General features: G+C 64.9%; 18 protein-coding genes. 7 read left to right on the forward strand and 11 right to left on the reverse strand.

The features are described 5' to 3' along the window. Positions 1-68 precede the first annotated feature (68 nt). Entirely contained in the window at positions 69-731 is a 663-nt protein-coding gene (locus KBY66_RS04020; RefSeq protein WP_255087902.1) for a phosphoribosylanthranilate isomerase, read from the forward strand. Positions 732-841: 110 nt separating this feature from the next. Here KBY66_RS04020 and KBY66_RS04025 read toward each other — a convergent pair whose 3' ends face one another. The 7 genes from KBY66_RS04025 to KBY66_RS04055 all read right to left on the reverse strand — a co-directional run bounded on the left by KBY66_RS04025 (position 842) and on the right by KBY66_RS04055 (position 6,717). After that, positions 842-1,120 (reverse strand): hypothetical protein, encoded by a 279-nt coding sequence (locus KBY66_RS04025; RefSeq protein WP_255087903.1) that lies wholly within the window; start codon positions 1,118-1,120, stop codon positions 842-844. 298 nt (positions 1,121-1,418) lie between these two features. Then, positions 1,419-2,162 (reverse strand): GTP cyclohydrolase I, encoded by a 744-nt coding sequence (gene folE / locus KBY66_RS04030; RefSeq protein WP_399224797.1) that lies wholly within the window; start codon positions 2,160-2,162, stop codon positions 1,419-1,421. Positions 2,163-2,170: 8 nt separating this feature from the next. Next, positions 2,171-2,881, reverse strand: a complete 711-nt coding sequence (locus KBY66_RS04035; protein ID WP_255087904.1) for an SDR family oxidoreductase — start codon at positions 2,879-2,881, stop codon at positions 2,171-2,173. A gap of 65 nt (positions 2,882-2,946) precedes the next feature. Then, positions 2,947-3,936, reverse strand: coding sequence for an acetyl-CoA carboxylase carboxyltransferase subunit alpha (locus KBY66_RS04040; protein ID WP_255087905.1), 990 nt, complete (start codon positions 3,934-3,936; stop codon positions 2,947-2,949). 27 nt (positions 3,937-3,963) lie between these two features. Beyond that, a complete protein-coding gene (locus KBY66_RS04045; RefSeq protein ID WP_255087907.1) occupies positions 3,964-5,016 on the reverse strand; it encodes a long-chain acyl-[acyl-carrier-protein] reductase in 1,053 nt (350 codons plus the stop codon). 103 nt (positions 5,017-5,119) lie between these two features. Continuing rightward, a complete protein-coding gene (locus KBY66_RS04050) occupies positions 5,120-5,827 on the reverse strand; it encodes an aldehyde oxygenase (deformylating) (RefSeq protein WP_255087908.1) in 708 nt (235 codons plus the stop codon). 53 nt (positions 5,828-5,880) lie between these two features. Further along, positions 5,881-6,717, reverse strand: coding sequence for a creatininase family protein (locus KBY66_RS04055; protein WP_255087909.1), 837 nt, complete (start codon positions 6,715-6,717; stop codon positions 5,881-5,883). A gap of 61 nt (positions 6,718-6,778) precedes the next feature. Between KBY66_RS04055 and KBY66_RS04060 the strand changes: the two genes are divergently transcribed. The 4 genes from KBY66_RS04060 (at position 6,779) to KBY66_RS04075 (ending at position 10,361) form a co-directional block, all read left to right on the forward strand. Further along, positions 6,779-8,080: a S1 RNA-binding domain-containing protein gene (locus KBY66_RS04060; protein WP_255087910.1), complete on the forward strand. Its 1,302-nt coding sequence runs from the start codon at positions 6,779-6,781 to the stop codon at positions 8,078-8,080. Beyond that, entirely contained in the window at positions 8,077-8,982 is a 906-nt protein-coding gene (locus KBY66_RS04065) for a Tab2 family RNA-binding protein (RefSeq protein WP_255087911.1), read from the forward strand. The genes KBY66_RS04060 and KBY66_RS04065 overlap by 4 nt, the downstream gene beginning before the upstream one ends. Before the next feature lie 24 nt (positions 8,983-9,006). Beyond that, positions 9,007-9,840: a peptidoglycan editing factor PgeF gene (gene pgeF, locus KBY66_RS04070; protein WP_255087912.1), complete on the forward strand. Its 834-nt coding sequence runs from the start codon at positions 9,007-9,009 to the stop codon at positions 9,838-9,840. A 158-nt stretch (positions 9,841-9,998) separates the two neighbouring features. After that, positions 9,999-10,361, forward strand: coding sequence for an AbrB family transcriptional regulator (locus KBY66_RS04075; RefSeq protein ID WP_255088006.1), 363 nt, complete (start codon positions 9,999-10,001; stop codon positions 10,359-10,361). Here the strand turns inward: KBY66_RS04075 and KBY66_RS04080 are convergent. Next, positions 10,300-12,072, reverse strand: a complete 1,773-nt coding sequence (locus KBY66_RS04080) for an NAD(P)/FAD-dependent oxidoreductase (protein WP_255088008.1) — start codon at positions 12,070-12,072, stop codon at positions 10,300-10,302. The two genes, KBY66_RS04075 and KBY66_RS04080, sit on opposite strands and share 62 nt — an antisense overlap. Positions 12,073-12,194: 122 nt before the next feature. On the opposite strand from KBY66_RS04080, the gene KBY66_RS04085 reads away from it, so the two are divergent. Continuing rightward, complete coding sequence (locus KBY66_RS04085; protein WP_255088018.1) at positions 12,195-12,347, forward strand: hypothetical protein; 153 nt, start codon at positions 12,195-12,197, stop codon at positions 12,345-12,347. Between the two features lie 26 nt (positions 12,348-12,373). After that, entirely contained in the window at positions 12,374-13,186 is an 813-nt protein-coding gene (locus KBY66_RS04090) for an MBL fold metallo-hydrolase (RefSeq protein WP_255087913.1), read from the forward strand. On the opposite strand, the gene KBY66_RS04095 is transcribed toward KBY66_RS04090, so the two are convergent. From KBY66_RS04095 to KBY66_RS04105, 3 genes are read right to left on the reverse strand one after another with little or no spacing between them, the layout of a single operon-like run. Next, a complete protein-coding gene (locus KBY66_RS04095; RefSeq protein WP_255087915.1) occupies positions 13,170-14,357 on the reverse strand; it encodes an ABC transporter substrate-binding protein in 1,188 nt (395 codons plus the stop codon). The two genes, KBY66_RS04090 and KBY66_RS04095, sit on opposite strands and share 17 nt — an antisense overlap. Further along, positions 14,338-14,613, reverse strand: coding sequence for a GIVxVP protein (locus KBY66_RS04100; protein WP_255087918.1), 276 nt, complete (start codon positions 14,611-14,613; stop codon positions 14,338-14,340). The genes KBY66_RS04095 and KBY66_RS04100 overlap by 20 nt, the downstream gene beginning before the upstream one ends. Beyond that, the gene (locus tag KBY66_RS04105; RefSeq protein WP_315855476.1) at positions 14,604-14,984 is read right to left on the reverse strand and encodes a hypothetical protein; all 381 of its coding nucleotides are present in this window, start codon (positions 14,982-14,984) and stop codon (positions 14,604-14,606) included. The genes KBY66_RS04100 and KBY66_RS04105 overlap by 10 nt, the downstream gene beginning before the upstream one ends. Between the last annotated feature and the right edge of the window lie 43 nt (positions 14,985-15,027).

Genomic DNA, 15,027 nt, shown 5'->3' on the forward strand with positions numbered 1-15,027 from the left:
CGGCTATGACTCCGGCGGACCGGTGTCGTCGAAGTCTGATCCTAGAAAGGCCACCGCACCCCTCCGCCGTGCCCTCTCCGTTGTTGAAGATCTGCGGCCTCCGCCAGCAGAGCCAGGCGGCGGCAGTGGCAGGCCTGGGGGTGGATGCCTTAGGGGTGATCGGCGTTCCCGGTTCACCCCGCTGGCTGGAGCCGGCCCACCGGCCGGCCCTGTTTGCCGCCATGGGGCAGGCCAATCCCCGTTGTCGTGGCGTGCTGGTGGTGGCCGACCCCTCGGACGACGACCTGGAAAACCTCAGGCCGGTGCGGGGGGGGCACGATGTGGTGCAGTTGCATGGCCAGGAATCGCCCCAGCGTTGCCACCAGCTGGGCGAACGGCTGGGTTGCCCCCTCTGGAAAGCCCTTCGCCTCCGCCACCCTGAAGACCTGCAACGGGTCTCGGCCTATAGGGGTGTGGTGGAGGCGGTGTTGCTCGATGCCTGGGTGCCCGACCAGCTGGGAGGCACTGGCCAGCGAATCCCGCTGGAATGGTTGGTCGGCTTCCGGCCGCCCATGCCGTGGTGGCTGGCCGGCGGCATCTCTGCTTCGACCGTGGCGATGGTGCTGAGGGCCGTGCAACCAGACGGACTCGATGCATCGAGTTCGGTGGAGCTGGCCCCGGGCGTCAAGGACATCGAGCGGGTGGTCAAGCTGCTGAGCGTCGTCAAGGGACCCGAAGGGGAGGGACGTTGAGCCAGCCCTGGTCACCCGGGAGATTCCAGGCCAGGATCCATTGGGTTGGCCGTGCCCTCAGGCCTCCCACGACAGCCCATCGATCTCCTGCCTTGCCATTTCTTCCCCTGTCATTCCTTCCCCAGCCCTCTGGCGCCGTCAGTTGTTTTCTCTTGATCGGCGCCGCTTGGATGGCTGCACCGATCGTGTCGCCGCGAGCCGCCCTGACTCAAGGCATGCTGCCTGGCTGCCAACTCGTCGACGGGAGCCTGCAGTGCGTCCCGGGATTGAGCGCCGATCCCGAGCAGCAGATTCAGATTCTGCGCAAGGAAATCAGTCTTGATCAAAGCCTCGAGTCGGCAATCGGCCAGGATCGGGGGCGTCTCGAACAGGTGCTGATCAGCGGCCAAGCGGAGGTGGGGGCCATCCTGCGAGCAACTGTCGCGGGCCCGGGGGAAGGGTTGTTTCACTGGTACCGACTCGCCCCCACCCAGCAGAGCTGGCAACTGATTCCTGAAGCGAAAGGATCGACTTACCTGGTCTCGGTCACGGATGTGGGCAACCAGGTGATGGTTGTTTCCGTCACGGGATCTTCAGGAACAACGCGTCGCACCAGCTCAATACCCATCGGGCCGATCAAACTGCCGACTCCTTAATCGGCGGAGCGGAGCTTCCGGAAATGAATCATATTGATGCGAAGCCACCAGCTCAGGTGGAGAGCATCGATTCCTGCTGACGAACCAACTCGAAGAACTCCTGTTTCAGGCTGGGGTCATGGCGGAAGTCGCCACGGACAACGGAGTTCACCATGCTGGTCTGGGGTTCCTTCACGCCGCGCCACTTCATGCAATAGTGCTGGGCTTTGACCAGAATCGCCAGCCCCTGGGGGCAGCAGAGCCGTTCAATCTCGTCGGCGAGAATCATCACCGCTTCTTCCTGGATGTGGGGGCGGGAGAAGACCCAGTCGACCACGCGAGCAAACTTGGAGAGCCCAATGACCCGGTCGCCAGGTTTGATACCGATCCAGCAGTTTCCGAGGATCGGAACAAGATGGTGGGAGCAAGCCGAACGGATGCTGATCGGCCCGACGGTGTAGATCTCATCCAGCTTCTTGACATTGGGGAAGCTGGCAATCTTGGGCTGCTTGTGGTAGCGACCTTTAAAGACTTCATGGAGATACATCCGAGCGACCCGCTCAGCGGTTTCTTCCGTGTTGTGATCATTGTCGATATCAATCACCAGGCTGCGGAGCATCTCCCGCACCTTGCCGGCAACCTCAATCTCCAGCTGGTCAAGCTCGCCATCCTGAAGGTAGTCGGCGATGTTGTCGTTCGCGAAGAAGGAAACGCCGGCCTGCTGGAGGCGCTCACGAATCCGCAGACTGACCGGCGCAGGGCCGACCGCAGGCGCCGTAGCCCTGGGCATGGAAGAGGAAGGGAGGGTGGAAGTCATGGAAGACGTCATTGAGCGCCGGTGGCTGGCATGAGGGTGAGATCTTCCACCACTTGGGAGGAAGGCTGTTGAGCAAGAAACAGGAGTGCTTCAGCCGCTTGGTCGGCACTTAGCATGGCACGGGTATCGAACGACGCGTGGACGGTATCCGCCCCCCAGAGAGGGGTATCCACCGAACCGAGGGTCAGGGTGCAGACCCTGACCCCATGGCTGCGCTCTTCTTCGGCAAGGCAACGGCTGAAAGCCTCCAGGGCGGCCTTCGAGGTGCAGTAAGCCCCCCAATCGGGGAAGACCTTCCGGGCCGCATGGCTGCTGACATTGATGATCAGGCCGCCCTCGATGCCCCGGAGGGTGGGCAGAACGGCCTGACAGACCTGAAAGACGCTGGTGAGGTTGAGCTGCATCAACCATTGCCAGTGATCAAGGGACATCTTGGCCAGGGATCCAGTATAGGCGGCACCAGCGTTGTTGATCACCACGCTCGGGGTGAGTCCAGCGGAAAGCAGTTGGTCGATCGAGGGGCCGATCGATTCGGCCTGGTTGAGATCCGCTTCGATGACTTCGATCTGAACATCGCAGCTACGCAGTGAATCAGCCACGGCTTCCAGGTCTGAGCGGGTTCGAGCCAAGAGCAAAAGATCCCAGCCAGCCGAAGCGAAACGCCGGGCGGCCGCCGCCCCTATCCCCCTGGAGGCACCCGTGATCAGAACAGCAGCCAAACCATCACCGTGTCCATTTTTAGCTTAAACATTCGATTCGACACCAATCGATTAACAACTTGATTTTAGGTGCTCAGTGAAGAATCCGTGGCCCCCGCCTCAATGAACCGTCCCATCCGACGGAACTTCTCGTAGCGCTGGTTCAAGAGTTCGGATTCACGCAACCGGCCGAGATCCTCCAGTTGCTCCAGAAGGGCGGCCCTCAGGGTCTGGGCCGCCTGCACCGGTGACCAGTGGTTCCCTCCCGAAGGTTCGCTGAGCACCGCGTCGATCACGCCGAGTTGAAGCAGATCGGCGGCGGTGATCTTGAGGGCCGCCGCCGCCGCCGGTGCCTTGGCGGCATCACGCCAGAGAATCGAGGCGCAGGCTTCCGGGCTCGCCACGGTGTAGACACTGTGCTCGAACATGAGCAAGCGATCGGCCACACCGATGCCAAGGGCTCCGCCGGAGCCGCCTTCTCCGATCACGGTGGCGATGATGGGAACCCGCAAGCGGAACATCTCCCGAAGGTTGACGGCGATCGCCTCCCCCTGGCCCTGCTCTTCAGCCAGCACGCCCGCATAGGCGCCAGGTGTGTCGATGAAGCTGATGATCGGGAGGCGGAAGCGATCGGCGTGATCCATCAGGCGCATCGCCTTTCGATAGCCCCCCGGAGAAGCCATGCCGAAGTTACGGGCCACGTTCTCCTTGGTGTCACGACCTTTCTGCTGGCCCAGCAGCACCACCGCCTGATCGCCAATCCTGCCCACCCCGCCCACCAGGGCCCGGTCGTCGAAGCCCCGGCGATCGCCGTGCAGTTCAAGCCATTCCTCGGTGATCACCTGGATGTAATCGAGGGTGCTGGGGCGCTGCGGATGGCGTGCCACCTGGATCTTCTGGGATGGGGTCAGCGCACTGAAGATGTCCTCCCGTCGGCGGGCCGCGAGGGTTTCCAGTTGAAGCAATTGCTGGCTGACATCCACTTCCGAATCCTTGGCGAGCTGGCGGATCTGTTCAATCTGCTCCTCCAATTCAACGAGGGGCTTTTCGAAGTCGAGCAGGGGTCGGCGGGCCATCGGGGAGGGGGGAGGAACGTCTGTCGTTCAGAGAACGACGCCGGCCAAGGAGAGGATCCCGGCGGGATCAAGGCCCAGGGGCTTGAACCCATGGCGGCCGGAGGCTGCGCCGATCTGCTCCATCGTCTGGGTGGTGATTCGGTTTCGACCCCAGCTGAAATTCGTGTGCCAACCCTCGAACTCCAACAGGATCGCCTCGGCGAAGCAGGCAAACATCTGTCGCTTCGGGTTCTCCATATCGGCCACCTCCAACATCTGCCAATCGATGTCGGTGAAGAACTCAACAATGCCCCCCTTCAGCACATGAATTCCCTGGGCATTCACCTTCGAGTCAAGATTCTTTGGATAGCCTCCGTCAATCATCAGGCAGGGGGTTTTGAGCGTCCGCCAATCAATCTCCAGGGACTGGGGAAGACTGGCCACCCACACGACCACGTCGGCTTCGGGAAGGGCCTCCTCCAGAGCAAGAATCCGACCAGAACCGAGGGCCGTCTGCAGATCGAGCAGGCGCTGCTGGTGGCGGGCCACCAGCAGCAATTCGCCAACGCCGGTCTTGTTCTGCAACCACCGGCAGACGGCGCTGCCGATGTCGCCGGTGGCACCGACCACCGCAACCTTGGCCCTGGCCAGATCGATGCCCAGCAGCGGGGCATTGACTTCCAGCTGACGGCAGATCACCCAGGCGGTGTGGGTGTTGCCGGTGGTGAACCGCTCCCAATCCAGGGTGGTTGAGCGAATCTGCTGAACCTTGGCCAGATCGAAGTTCTCGAAAATGATCGAGGTGAAGCCACCCAGGGCCGTGATGGCCAGGCCCTGTTTCTGGGCCAGCTCCATGGCGTTCAGCACCTTGCGCGTGGCCGTCTTGAAGCGGGACAACATCTCTGGGACGAAACAGGAATCGATGTAAGCGCCCTCGATGGTCGTCCCAGACGGGCTCGTGAGAGAGAGCCTTTCGAGAAGCTGGGGGGGTGCGCTGCACCACATGTCGAGATCACCTTCGGCGTAGTCGTCGTATCCCAGGTTTCGCGCCTTCTGCCGGGCCTCCTCGAAGTTGCTGGAATGTCCGATCAAACCAAACATGGGAGCTGAACCTTTCGAGGCGAACGGACGTCCGCGGACCACTTGGTAGCGCAGAATACCTGTTCACGCCGACTCCCCGTTGCTGAGGGCTAGGAGAAATTGCCTAGCCGACCAACGCCGCTGCTGCCATGCGGGCAATCTCCCTGCTGGTGAAACCGATCTCGGCAAGGGCTTCCTGGTAAGCGATCAGGAAATCCTCGATCAGCCCTTCCTTCTCCATCTTGAGAACGGCGGCATCGCCGGCAACCTGATCGAGCATCTGACGCACCAGGGGGAGGTTCTGGCGGTTGGCGATTTCCAGCTCGTTGCGGCTGGTCTCGAGGTTGGCCTTCAGCCATTCCTGGCCGTAGTTCAGGTGGGTGTACTCATCCTGGACCACCCCTTCGGTGATCTTGCGGGCAAACGGATCAGCAACGGGGATGTAGATGTGATAAGCCGCGATGGCGAAGGCTTCGATCAACAGGGCCTGAATCAGCAGGCAGGTCACCACCTTGCCTTCAGCCAGAGCCACCTGAAAATTGCCGTGGAGCGGGGAGAAGAAGTCCTTGGCGAAAGGCATGTCTGCAACGACATCCAGGTTCCTGGCGCAGGCCTGGAAGCCCTTCATGTGCTTCAGCTCCATCCGCGCCAGACGGGCGAGCTCCTCGGCTTGGTCGGGAATCAGGGTTCCCAGGGAGATGTAGTTGTCATGGGCTTCCTGTTCACCCTCGATCACGATCGCGTTGATGCGGCTGTAGGCATCCTTGTAGGCTGGAGTGGTGAAATCCGGCAGGGCTTCGCGAAGGGCCGAGGTGCTTTCCGCAACGGGCATGGCAGCCAAGATTCAGAGATGAAGCAACTGTAACCATCACCGGGCCAATCGGTTCAGCCCCGCGGTGGCCAACGGCTCTGCAGCAACGCCTCAAGCAACTGCTTCCAGCCGGTCACCAGCTCGTGGAACAGTGCTTCGCCAAGCTCGGCGCTGGCGCCACCGGCATTTCCGATCACCCCCGAGGCGGAAAGGTCGGCGGTGAGCCAGGCATTCGGCACGGCCCCCTCCAGGCTCCAGCCCGGCGGAGGCAAATCCCTTGAACCCTGGCCCGGCACTCCATCGTGGGGGCGCTCCCTCCCCACCAGCTCCGGGGCCAGGTGAAGCATCAGGCTGGTTTCGGCCAGGGCGGCGTGGAGCCCTTCATGGCGCTCGGGTTCCGGCACAAGTCTGGCCACTCCCTCTGGTCCGCTCCAGAGGAAGCAGGGCAGCACCGCCATCGCCGGCTGGCGGGCCCGCAGCTGCCGCGCAGCCACCTGCAGCAAGGCGATCTGACCACCATGGGCATTGAAGAGAATGAGCCGATCAAACCCGGCAGCGGCCAGATCGCGGCCCACCGCCATCACCAGGGGGAGCAGGGCTTCGGCGCCAAGATTGAGAGTTCCGGGGAAGCCCTGATGCTCCGGAGAGAACCCGAAGCTGGAGAGGGGCAACCGCCAGATCGGCAGCTCCTCGGAAACCAGTTCGAGAACAGAATCCAAGATCCGCTCGGCAAAGAGGGCATCGGTGCAGAGCGGCAGGTGGGGACCGTGCTGCTCGATCGCCCCGAACGGCCAGATCACCGTGCTGCCAGGCCGGGCTGCCGCCCGCCGCACCTCCGGCCAGGGCAGGTGATCCAGTGATCGCTGCCGAACTCCTGGGGTTGGAGGATCCGCTGTGCCGTCGCGACCCATCTGGGAAAGCCCCACACCGATGATCCTTACAGTGTGGAACTACCCGAGTTCCGTGGGGACCATGGCCGGATCCGAGCAGCAGTCATCGCCAGATCCCCAGGCGGGATCGCGGCGGCCGGTTCCACCTTCCGTCTCGCGACTCCAACCATCCACCCCCCCGCGCAAACCCCTGCAGGTGCTCCACCTCAGCCGCAAGGAGCAGGATCAGGCCCCTCCGGTTGACGACTCCGTCGCCGTCCCTGCCAGAACGCCAGCAGCGGCCCCCGTCAGGGCCGGAGTGTCCGGCCAGCCGTCGGTGCCGGTCGGCTCCGATGACGACCGCTTTGAAACCGCAAGCCTCGAGGGGCTGACCATGGCCGATCTGCTGGGCCCTGCCAGCACCGCTCAGCGGGGGGCCGGCGGTGCAGGGGCCAGGGTGCGCACCGGAGGCGACCGCGAGGCGAAGCCCGCCTCAGCGCCGGCCCGCACCGTGGATGAGTTCGACTTCGATGAGGAGGCCTTCCTGGCCGCCCTGGACGAAAACGAACCGGTGGGGGCCACTGGCGACGTGGTCAAAGGGGTGGTTCTGACCGTCGAGAGTGATGGCGTGTATGTCGACATCGGCGGCAAGGCCCCCGGCTTCATGCCGAAGAGCGAGTGTGGCCTGGGGGTCATCGTCAATGTCAAGGAACGCTTCCCCAAAGGTCTTCCGGTGGAAGTGCTGGTCACCCGGGAGCAGAACGCCGATGGCATGGTCACCGTCAGTGCCCGCGCCCTGGCCCTGCGCCAGAGCTGGGACAAGGTCAAGCAGCTGGAGAAGGACGGCAAGGTGGTGCAGGTCAAGGTGACCGGCTTCAACCGAGGTGGGATCACCTGTGACCTGGAGGGGCTGCGCGCCTTCATTCCCCGCTCCCAGTTGATCCATGGGGAGAACCACGAGGAACTGGTCGGCAAAACCCTCGGTGCCGCCTTCCTCGAAGTGAGCATCGAAACCCTCAAGCTGGTGCTATCCGAGAAGCGGGCCGCCTCGGCCGCCCGCTTCTCGGAGCTTGAAGTGGGCCAGCTCGTCGAGGGGCAGGTGGTGGCCGTCAAGCCCTATGGCCTGTTCGTCGACCTCGGAGGGGTCAGCGGCTTGTTGCACCAGTCGTGCATCACCGGTGGAACCATGCGCGACCTTCGCGAGGTCTTCGACCAGGGGGATCGGCTCCGTGCCCTGATCACCCAGATCGATCCGGCCCGCGGCCGCATCGGGCTCAACACCGCCCTGCTCGAGGGCCAACCAGGCGAATTGTTGATCGACAAGGACAAGGTGATGGCGGAGGCCGAAGACCGCGCCAACCGGGCCCGCAATGCCCTGCGTCAGCAGGAGCAGATCGCCGGATGAGCAAGGCTGTCCCCGCCAACGCCGGCCCGGCCGTCGTCGTTGCCGCTGACTGGGAACTGGATTACTACTCCCGACCGGTGCTCGAGTCCGATGGCAAGAAGCGCTGGGAACTGTTGATCTGCTCCACGCCGGCCTTCGCCGCCAGCGATCCTGGATTCCGATGGGTCAAGCTCTGCCCTGCCACCAGTGTCAACTCGGTCTGGCTGCAGGGAGCCTTGAGTGAGGCCTTGGCCGCCGCCGCCCTGGAGGGCTATCCACCTCCGCGCCGGCTGCGCTGCTGGCGGGCCTCGATGCGCACGATGGTCCAGAGAGCCGCCGAAGCGATTGGACTTGAGGTCATCCCCAGCCGTCGCTGTTACGCCCTCTTCGACTGGCTTCACGAAAGGGAGCAGCGGGTGTACCCCGAAGAACCCGGCTACCTTTGCGGTCCGCTGGCTCCGGCCCCGATCCCGATTTCGCCGCCGGCCGTGCTCTTGCCCGAATCCGTCCGGGGAGATAGCTGGAGCTGGGCCAGCCTGCCGATGGGCGCAATCCGCGAGGCCGCCGACTGGGAGATCGGTTTCAATGGGCTGGGTGCCCTGCCGGCCGGATTGGGCGATGACGTGTCCGTTCCCGGGATTCGTTTGTTCAGCGTCCATCGGGCCCTGGCGATCGCCGGCTGGATGGCGGGGCTGGAGCCCGTGCGGCTTCGCCTCAGCGGCGAGTCGCTCGTGCTCGAGGCCAGCCTGGAGAACTCCTGGCTGCTGGGCAAGGTGGTGGAGGCAGAGGCTGAGGAAGCCCAAGCCGCCTTCAGCGCCTCCCGCCTGGAGGCTGGAGGATTGCAGTTCATCGCAGTGCAGAGCAGCCCGGCGTCGGAGCGTTTCGAGGGCTTCTGGTTGTTGCGAGATCTACCGGAGCCCTGAGCCTCCTCAACGGGATTGATTGTCATGGCCGAAGCCATCGAACCGCCGTTTGATCGCCCTGATCGGGCCTTCAACACCCTGCCCGGCTGGACCTGGGTGGGCACCTATGGCGGCTACGTTCTGCAGGCCGATCTGCTCGCCGATTTCGAGCATGGCTTCTTCACCCGCCAGTGGGGCGGCCGCGGCCCGGAGGAACTGGCCGCGGCGATCAGCGCCGGTGTGAGCGTGCATCGAACCCGTCAGATCCACAGTGCCACCGTGCTCGGGGCCGACCGGGCGACCTGTGAGCCATGGCCCGAGGCGGACGGGCTGGTCAGTCGAGGGGGGGGGCAGAGCCTCTGGGTCTGCGGGGCTGATTGCACCCCGGTGCTGATCGCCGATCCTGCCACCGGGCAGGTGGCGGCTTGTCATGCCGGCTGGCGTGGCGTGGCTGGCCGCATTGTTCCCGCAGCGATCCTTCAGTTGGAGCGCCAGGGCAGCCGCCGCCAGGATCTTCGGGTGGCCCTTGGTCCCGCGATCAGTGGTCCGGCCTATCAGGTGCAGGCGGATGTGGCCATCCAGGTGGGCGCCAGCCTGGGGGCCGAAGCGGAAGCGGCCCGATCCGGTGGGGAAGCCGCGGGCGCGGATCCGATGGAGGCCTTGCGAAGGGCCGGTGGCTTGCTCGATGATCCCCGGCCTGAGCGCGTGCGGCTCGACATCCGGGCTGCAACCGCGTGCCAGTTGCACCATGAAGGGCTGTCGGCTACACAAATCAGCGTTTGCCCGCTTTGTACCGTGGCGGAACCGCTTCTGTTTCATTCCTGGCGCCGTGATCAGGTCAAGGCAGTGCAGTGGAGCGGCATCGTGGCCCAGGCCTGAGCATCCATCATCCCAGCTTGGAAGCCGGACGAAACCGCCGCGTGCCGTTCCCAGGCATGGACCAGCGGAAGATCAATCGCCAAGGCGCGATCATGTCCATAACTTGCCAGATGGGCGATGACCTTATACAATCATGGGAATTCAACGAGTCTGTCAACATGCTCACAGGTGCTGATCTTCTTGCCAAGGTGAAGGAGATGGGAGATGTCAGCAAATCCGATATCGTGCGGGCTTGCGGGTATGTCTCATCAAAGAAGGATGGCAGCGAGCGGCTCAACTTCACCGCCTTCTACGAAGCCCTGCTCAATGCCAAGGGTGTGGATTTCGGCCTTGGCACAAAGGTCGGAAGGGGAGGCCGCAAGCTCAGCTTCACGACCAAAATTCAATTCAACGGCAACCTGATGGTGGGGAAGGCTTACACCAGTCTGCTGGATCTCAAACCCGGTGACGAGTTTCAGATCAAGTTGGGTCGCAAGCAGATCCGTTTGATCCCCCTGGGTGCGGAAGACGAAGACGAGTGAGGGCCACGGCTTCCGCCACCTTGATGCCATCGATTCCTGCTGAAAGGATTCCACCGGCATAGCCGGCCCCTTCTCCGGCTGGATAGAGGCCCTGGGTGTTGATGCTCTGCAGATTCTCCCCCCGCGGTATGCGCACCGGGGATGACGTCCTGGTCTCCACCCCGGTCAACAGGGCATCGGCCATGCTGAAGCCTGGGATCGAACGTTCGAAGGCCGGCAAGGCTTCCCGGATCGCCGCCGCGGCGAAGTCGGGCAGGCAGGCCTCAAGGTTGGCCTCGATGACCCCGGGGGCGTAGGACGCCTGAAGTAAGGGACTGCTCCGTTCGCCATGGCTCCCGGGGTTTCCTGGACTGGCCTGGGTACCCGACAGGAAATCCCCGACCCGTTGGCAGGGCGCCCGGTAGGTGCTGCCGCCCAGGGCGAAGGCCTTGGCTTCCCAGTGGCGCTGGAAGGCCACACCGGCCAGAGGGTCATTGGCTCCGCAGCCGTAGGGCTCCAGGTCACTGAGCTCAAGACCCACCACGATGCCGCTGTTGGCATTGCGTTCATTGCGGGAATGCTGGCTCATGCCGTTGGTGACCAGATGGCCTGGCTCCGAAGCGGCGGCCACCACCAGGCCCCCAGGGCACATGCAGAAGCTGTAGACACTGCGGCCATTGCTGCAGTGATGCACCAGCTTGTACTCCGCCGCCCCCAGCCGTGGGTGGCCAGCGAAGGCGCCCCATCGGGCCCGGTCGATCAGCGGCTGGGGATGCTCAATGCGCAGCCCGATCGAGAATGGCTTGGCCTCAATGGCCACCCCGCGGGCCTGCAACATGGCGAAGGTGTCACGGGCGCTGTGGCCCACGGCCAGCACCACCTGCTCGGCCGCCAGCACGGTGCCATCCGCCAGGCGGACACCAACCACCCGTTGGTGCCCCATTCGGTCGCCGACGAAGGGGTCCCGGCTGCCCTGGTTGCCGCTGGCTGGGGGCTCAAGGGCTGTGGTCTCGATTCCCACCACCCTGGCCTCGAAGCGGATCTCGCCGCCGAGGGCTTCGATTCTGGCGCGGAGCCCCCGCACGACGGTGGCCAGCTTGAAGGTGCCGATGTGGGGGCGATGCAGATGCAGGATGTCGGGGTTGGCTCCGCAGGCCACCAATTCCTCCAGCACCTTGCGGCCGTGGTGCTGAGGGTCACGGACCTGGCTGTAAAGCTTGCCGTCGGAAAAGGTTCCGGCACCCCCCTCGCCGAACTGCACATTGGATTCCGGATCGAAGGGGCGTTGACCGCGCCAGAAGCCGAAGGTGTCAGCACTCCTTTCCTTCACCGGCTTGCCCCGCTCCAGGAGCAGGGGGCGGAACCCCATCTGGGCCAGCAGCAAGGCGGCGAAGTAACCACAGGGGCCTGCGCCGATCACGATCGGGCGTGGTCGGGAGCAACCGGGGCCATCCCCAGGTGCCCTGCCCACGAACCGGTAGGTCCGATCGGGGCTGGGTCGCAGCTGGGGGTCATGGGCCAGGCGGCGCCGCACCCGAGCGCCGCAGTCGAGCTCCAGATCGAGGCTATAGCTGAACTGGATGGCGGAGCGGCAGCGGGCATCGATGCTGCGCTTCACCACCTCCATCCCCAGCAGGGCCTCTGCGGGGAGGCCCAGCCGCGCCAGCACCGCCTGCCGCAGCTCGTCGGCGGAGTGGTCCAGGGGGACCTTGAGTTCGCTCAGCCGGAACACAGGGCCTGCTCGCCGGAGGGGATGTCGCTTCCCCACCATTCCAGCAGCCAGGCCCCAGCCGCTGCCGGCCACTGTCAAGCTTGGTGGATCCGATCCCCTCGCAGAGCCCCGTTCCCATGGGTGTGACCCACTGCCCACTCTGCGTTGGACTGGCGGTGCTGAGCGCCGTTCGCTTCAGCGCCCATGCCCTGCTGATCTGGAACGTGCGCCGATCCCCGACACGACCCGCTTCGCAGCAGGGATCCCTGCCACGTCTGCAACCGCAGGCGATCTAGGGTCTGGCCTGAGTTTCAGCCTGTTGATGGCCCTGCATGCCACCTACTTCGGCGCCAATGGCTGGTTGCTGGAGTTCGGTTCTCTGCGGGTGCTGCTCGACCCCTGGCTTACCGGCACCCTGGAGTTTCCACCAGGTCCATGGTTGTTTCAGGGCCGCTTGGCCCAACCCTGGCCGGTGCCCCAGCGGCTCGACCTGTTGCTGCTCAGCCAGGGATTACCCGACCACAGCCATCCGGCCAGTCTGGAGCTGCTGGAGAAGTCCCTGCCGGTGGTGGGCTCAGCGGCCGCCGCTCAACGGGTGCAGGCGCTGGGATTCTCCTCCGTGACGGCACTGACGCCCGGGCAACACCATGACTTTGCTGGCCTGCGAATCACGGCCACCGCCGGAGCCCCGGTCCCCCAGGTGGAGAACGGCTACCTGCTGGAGCACGCCGAAGGGCGGCTCTACGTGGAACCGCACGGTTTTCTGGCGCCGGACCTGCCGGCCCAACCGCTGGACGCGGTGATCACACCGGTTGTCGATCTGGGGTTGCCCCTGGCCGGGGCTTTTGTCAAGGGGCGGCAGGTGTTGCCGAGGTTGTTGGAGCGTTTTGAACCCCTGACGGTGCTGGCCAGCACCGCAGGCGGGGAGGCGGATTACACGGGACTGCTCACCAAACTGTTGTGGCAGGAGGGCACGGCGGCAGCGGCGGCGGCCTTGTTGACGACCCCGCCACTGGACCGCCCCAGCCTTCCTTCGGACCTGCCCGGGGCCAGCCGCTTCATCGATCCGGTGCCTGGTGTGCGCTATAGCCTGGCCGCAAAACCCACTTGCTTGGTGGCTAAGGCGCCGGAGTGAGCGGCAGGGGCTGCACGGGTGTGAGCTGAAGCTCGCCGGTTGGAGGATTGGCTGCGGAAAGGTCGAGGCGGCTGGCGGCACCCTTGATGGCAAGGCCGGAGCCCTGGGAGCGGGCCTGGAGTGCGGCGCAGAGGTCGAGGGGTTTGGCCTTGGGATCGAGCCAGTCGAGCTGCCAGAGGTCCTTGCTTGCCGCGCCACGGGAAGCAAGGACCGTCAGTTGTCCGGTGTCATAGCCGGCCGCCTCGACCAGACCTGGATTGAACCCATGGCTGCGCTGGAAGGCCTGCTCGAACCGGCTCCAGCCAGGCCCCCGGGTGAGGGGCTCGACACCCAGCTGGGGATTGCGCAGCGATCTCTTGACCGGAAACGGCCAAACCAGCGTGAGGCTTCCCGGCAGGGCGGCCCTGGCCACGGCCTTGGCCAGGGGTGAGTCAGGCGAGGTCATCACCATCAGAGCCTCTGGCTGGTACCAGCTGATGTCATCGAGCAGTTGCTCGATCGCCGCCTCACTCGGCTTGGAGACAGCTATGGGACCGTTGGTGGGTCCCACCACCCAGCCGCCAGCACCGCTGAGGGTTTCCGCAAATCGGCCTGCCAGGGCCGCCAGCTCGACGTTGCCGTCATGGATCACCATCGCCTTGCCACGGGCCTGATCGACCAGAGCCCGGGCCAGGCGGTCCGCCTCCTGGCTGCGGGCCGGCAGCACCGGCCACAGCCGATCGGCCCCAGCTTGGCTCGGTAAACGCTGCAGGGAACTCCCCCGTTGCAAGGGGAAGAGAACGCTGATGTTCTGTTGTTGTGCCAACAGGCCATAGGGCAGCAAGGACACGGCTGGGGGGGCGATCAGCAGCCTGGGTATCGTGCGGCCCAGCAGGAAGGGCCTGGGATCCTCTCCGGTCGGCAGCCAGCCCAGTTCCAACGATGGTGGGATGACCCCGCAGGCCCTGGCTTCGGCCATTGCCAGGCCATAGCCCCGCCGCAGGCCATCGCCGACGCTGGCCACCTGGCCATCGGCCGGAAGCAGCATGAGCACCTGGCCGCCGATGGCGCTGCTGGCACCCAGGCTCTGAACACCGATCAGGCTGGCGGCCAGACCCATCGCCCCCCAGCGGAAAGCCCAGGGGCGGACCGAGCCGGAACGGGTGCTGGAATCAACCTCGCCTCTCCCCATGGTCCATCGCCTTCGGCGGTGGCAGGTTAGGTGGCTCTCCGTCCACTGCTGGCTCCTTGTCAGGGACAGGCCCGGCAGGCTCCGGCAGCAACTGGCTGAGCAGGCCCGTGGCCAGCAGAATGGCGCCCAGGGCTGCGGCCAGGGTCCTGTTACCCCCCCCCTCTGCCTGGCTCCAGACGCTTGCGGACAGGAAGGCTCCCCCCAGCAGAAGACTGGGGACGAGCACGATGCCCTTGGCCGTGCGGTTCAGGCCCATGGCGGGGAAGTCGCAGCCAAGGGAGGGCAACCCACCGGGGCGCTGGACTGATCCAGCCCGGTGGCCAGGCCCTCCCTCACCAGGCCAGAGCCGAGATCCTCCCCGGTCGAGAGAATCGACACCCTGGCGAGCAAGACGCCATCGGTGCTGCCCAGCGGCCGGAGGTTCACGCGGGTGCGCCGCGGCAACGCCTGACGCAGCCACGCTGTGGCGGCCAGGGAGTGGGCGGCATCCACGGCGACGCAACCCAGCTGAACGGGATAGCTGCGATTCTGATCGCCGACCTGCAAGAGGTCTGCGCCCCTCACCTGCAGGACCTCGGCGGCTTGGGCCCTCGGAGCTGCCGCGAAAAGCACCAGCAGAGCGACCATGAAGGCCAGAAGCATCGACCATGGGTTGGATCGATGGCGCGGC

This window comes from Synechococcus sp. Tobar12-5m-g, assembly GCF_024345415.1.
In the GTDB taxonomy this organism is placed as follows: Bacteria; Cyanobacteriota; Cyanobacteriia; order PCC-6307; family Cyanobiaceae; genus Regnicoccus.

Bases quoted from the DNA above. Each gene is read 5' to 3' on its own strand.
- KBY66_RS04045 (WP_255087907.1), bottom strand. From the start codon at position 5,016: ATGTTTGGTTTGATCGGACATTCCAGCAACTTCGAGGAGGCCCGGCAG.
- KBY66_RS04095 (WP_255087915.1), bottom strand. From the start codon at position 14,357: ATGGGGAGAGGCGAGGTTGATTCCAGCACCCGTTCCGGCTCGGTCCGC.
- folE (WP_399224797.1), bottom strand. From the start codon at position 2,162: ATGACTTCCACCCTCCCTTCCTCTTCCATGCCCAGGGCTACGGCGCCT.
- pgeF (WP_255087912.1), top strand. From the start codon at position 9,007: ATGGCCGAAGCCATCGAACCGCCGTTTGATCGCCCTGATCGGGCCTTC.
- KBY66_RS04100 (WP_255087918.1), bottom strand. From the start codon at position 14,613: ATGGGCCTGAACCGCACGGCCAAGGGCATCGTGCTCGTCCCCAGTCTT.
- KBY66_RS04105 (WP_315855476.1), bottom strand. From the start codon at position 14,984: ATGGTCGCTCTGCTGGTGCTTTTCGCGGCAGCTCCGAGGGCCCAAGCC.
- KBY66_RS04065 (WP_255087911.1), top strand. From the start codon at position 8,077: ATGAGCAAGGCTGTCCCCGCCAACGCCGGCCCGGCCGTCGTCGTTGCC.
- KBY66_RS04060 (WP_255087910.1), top strand. From the start codon at position 6,779: ATGGCCGGATCCGAGCAGCAGTCATCGCCAGATCCCCAGGCGGGATCG.
- KBY66_RS04090 (WP_255087913.1), top strand. From the start codon at position 12,374: ATGGCCCTGCATGCCACCTACTTCGGCGCCAATGGCTGGTTGCTGGAG.
- KBY66_RS04050 (WP_255087908.1), bottom strand. From the start codon at position 5,827: ATGCCCGTTGCGGAAAGCACCTCGGCCCTTCGCGAAGCCCTGCCGGAT.
- KBY66_RS04075 (WP_255088006.1), top strand. From the start codon at position 9,999: ATGCTCACAGGTGCTGATCTTCTTGCCAAGGTGAAGGAGATGGGAGAT.
- KBY66_RS04055 (WP_255087909.1), bottom strand. From the start codon at position 6,717: ATGGGTCGCGACGGCACAGCGGATCCTCCAACCCCAGGAGTTCGGCAG.
- KBY66_RS04040 (WP_255087905.1), bottom strand. From the start codon at position 3,936: ATGGCCCGCCGACCCCTGCTCGACTTCGAAAAGCCCCTCGTTGAATTG.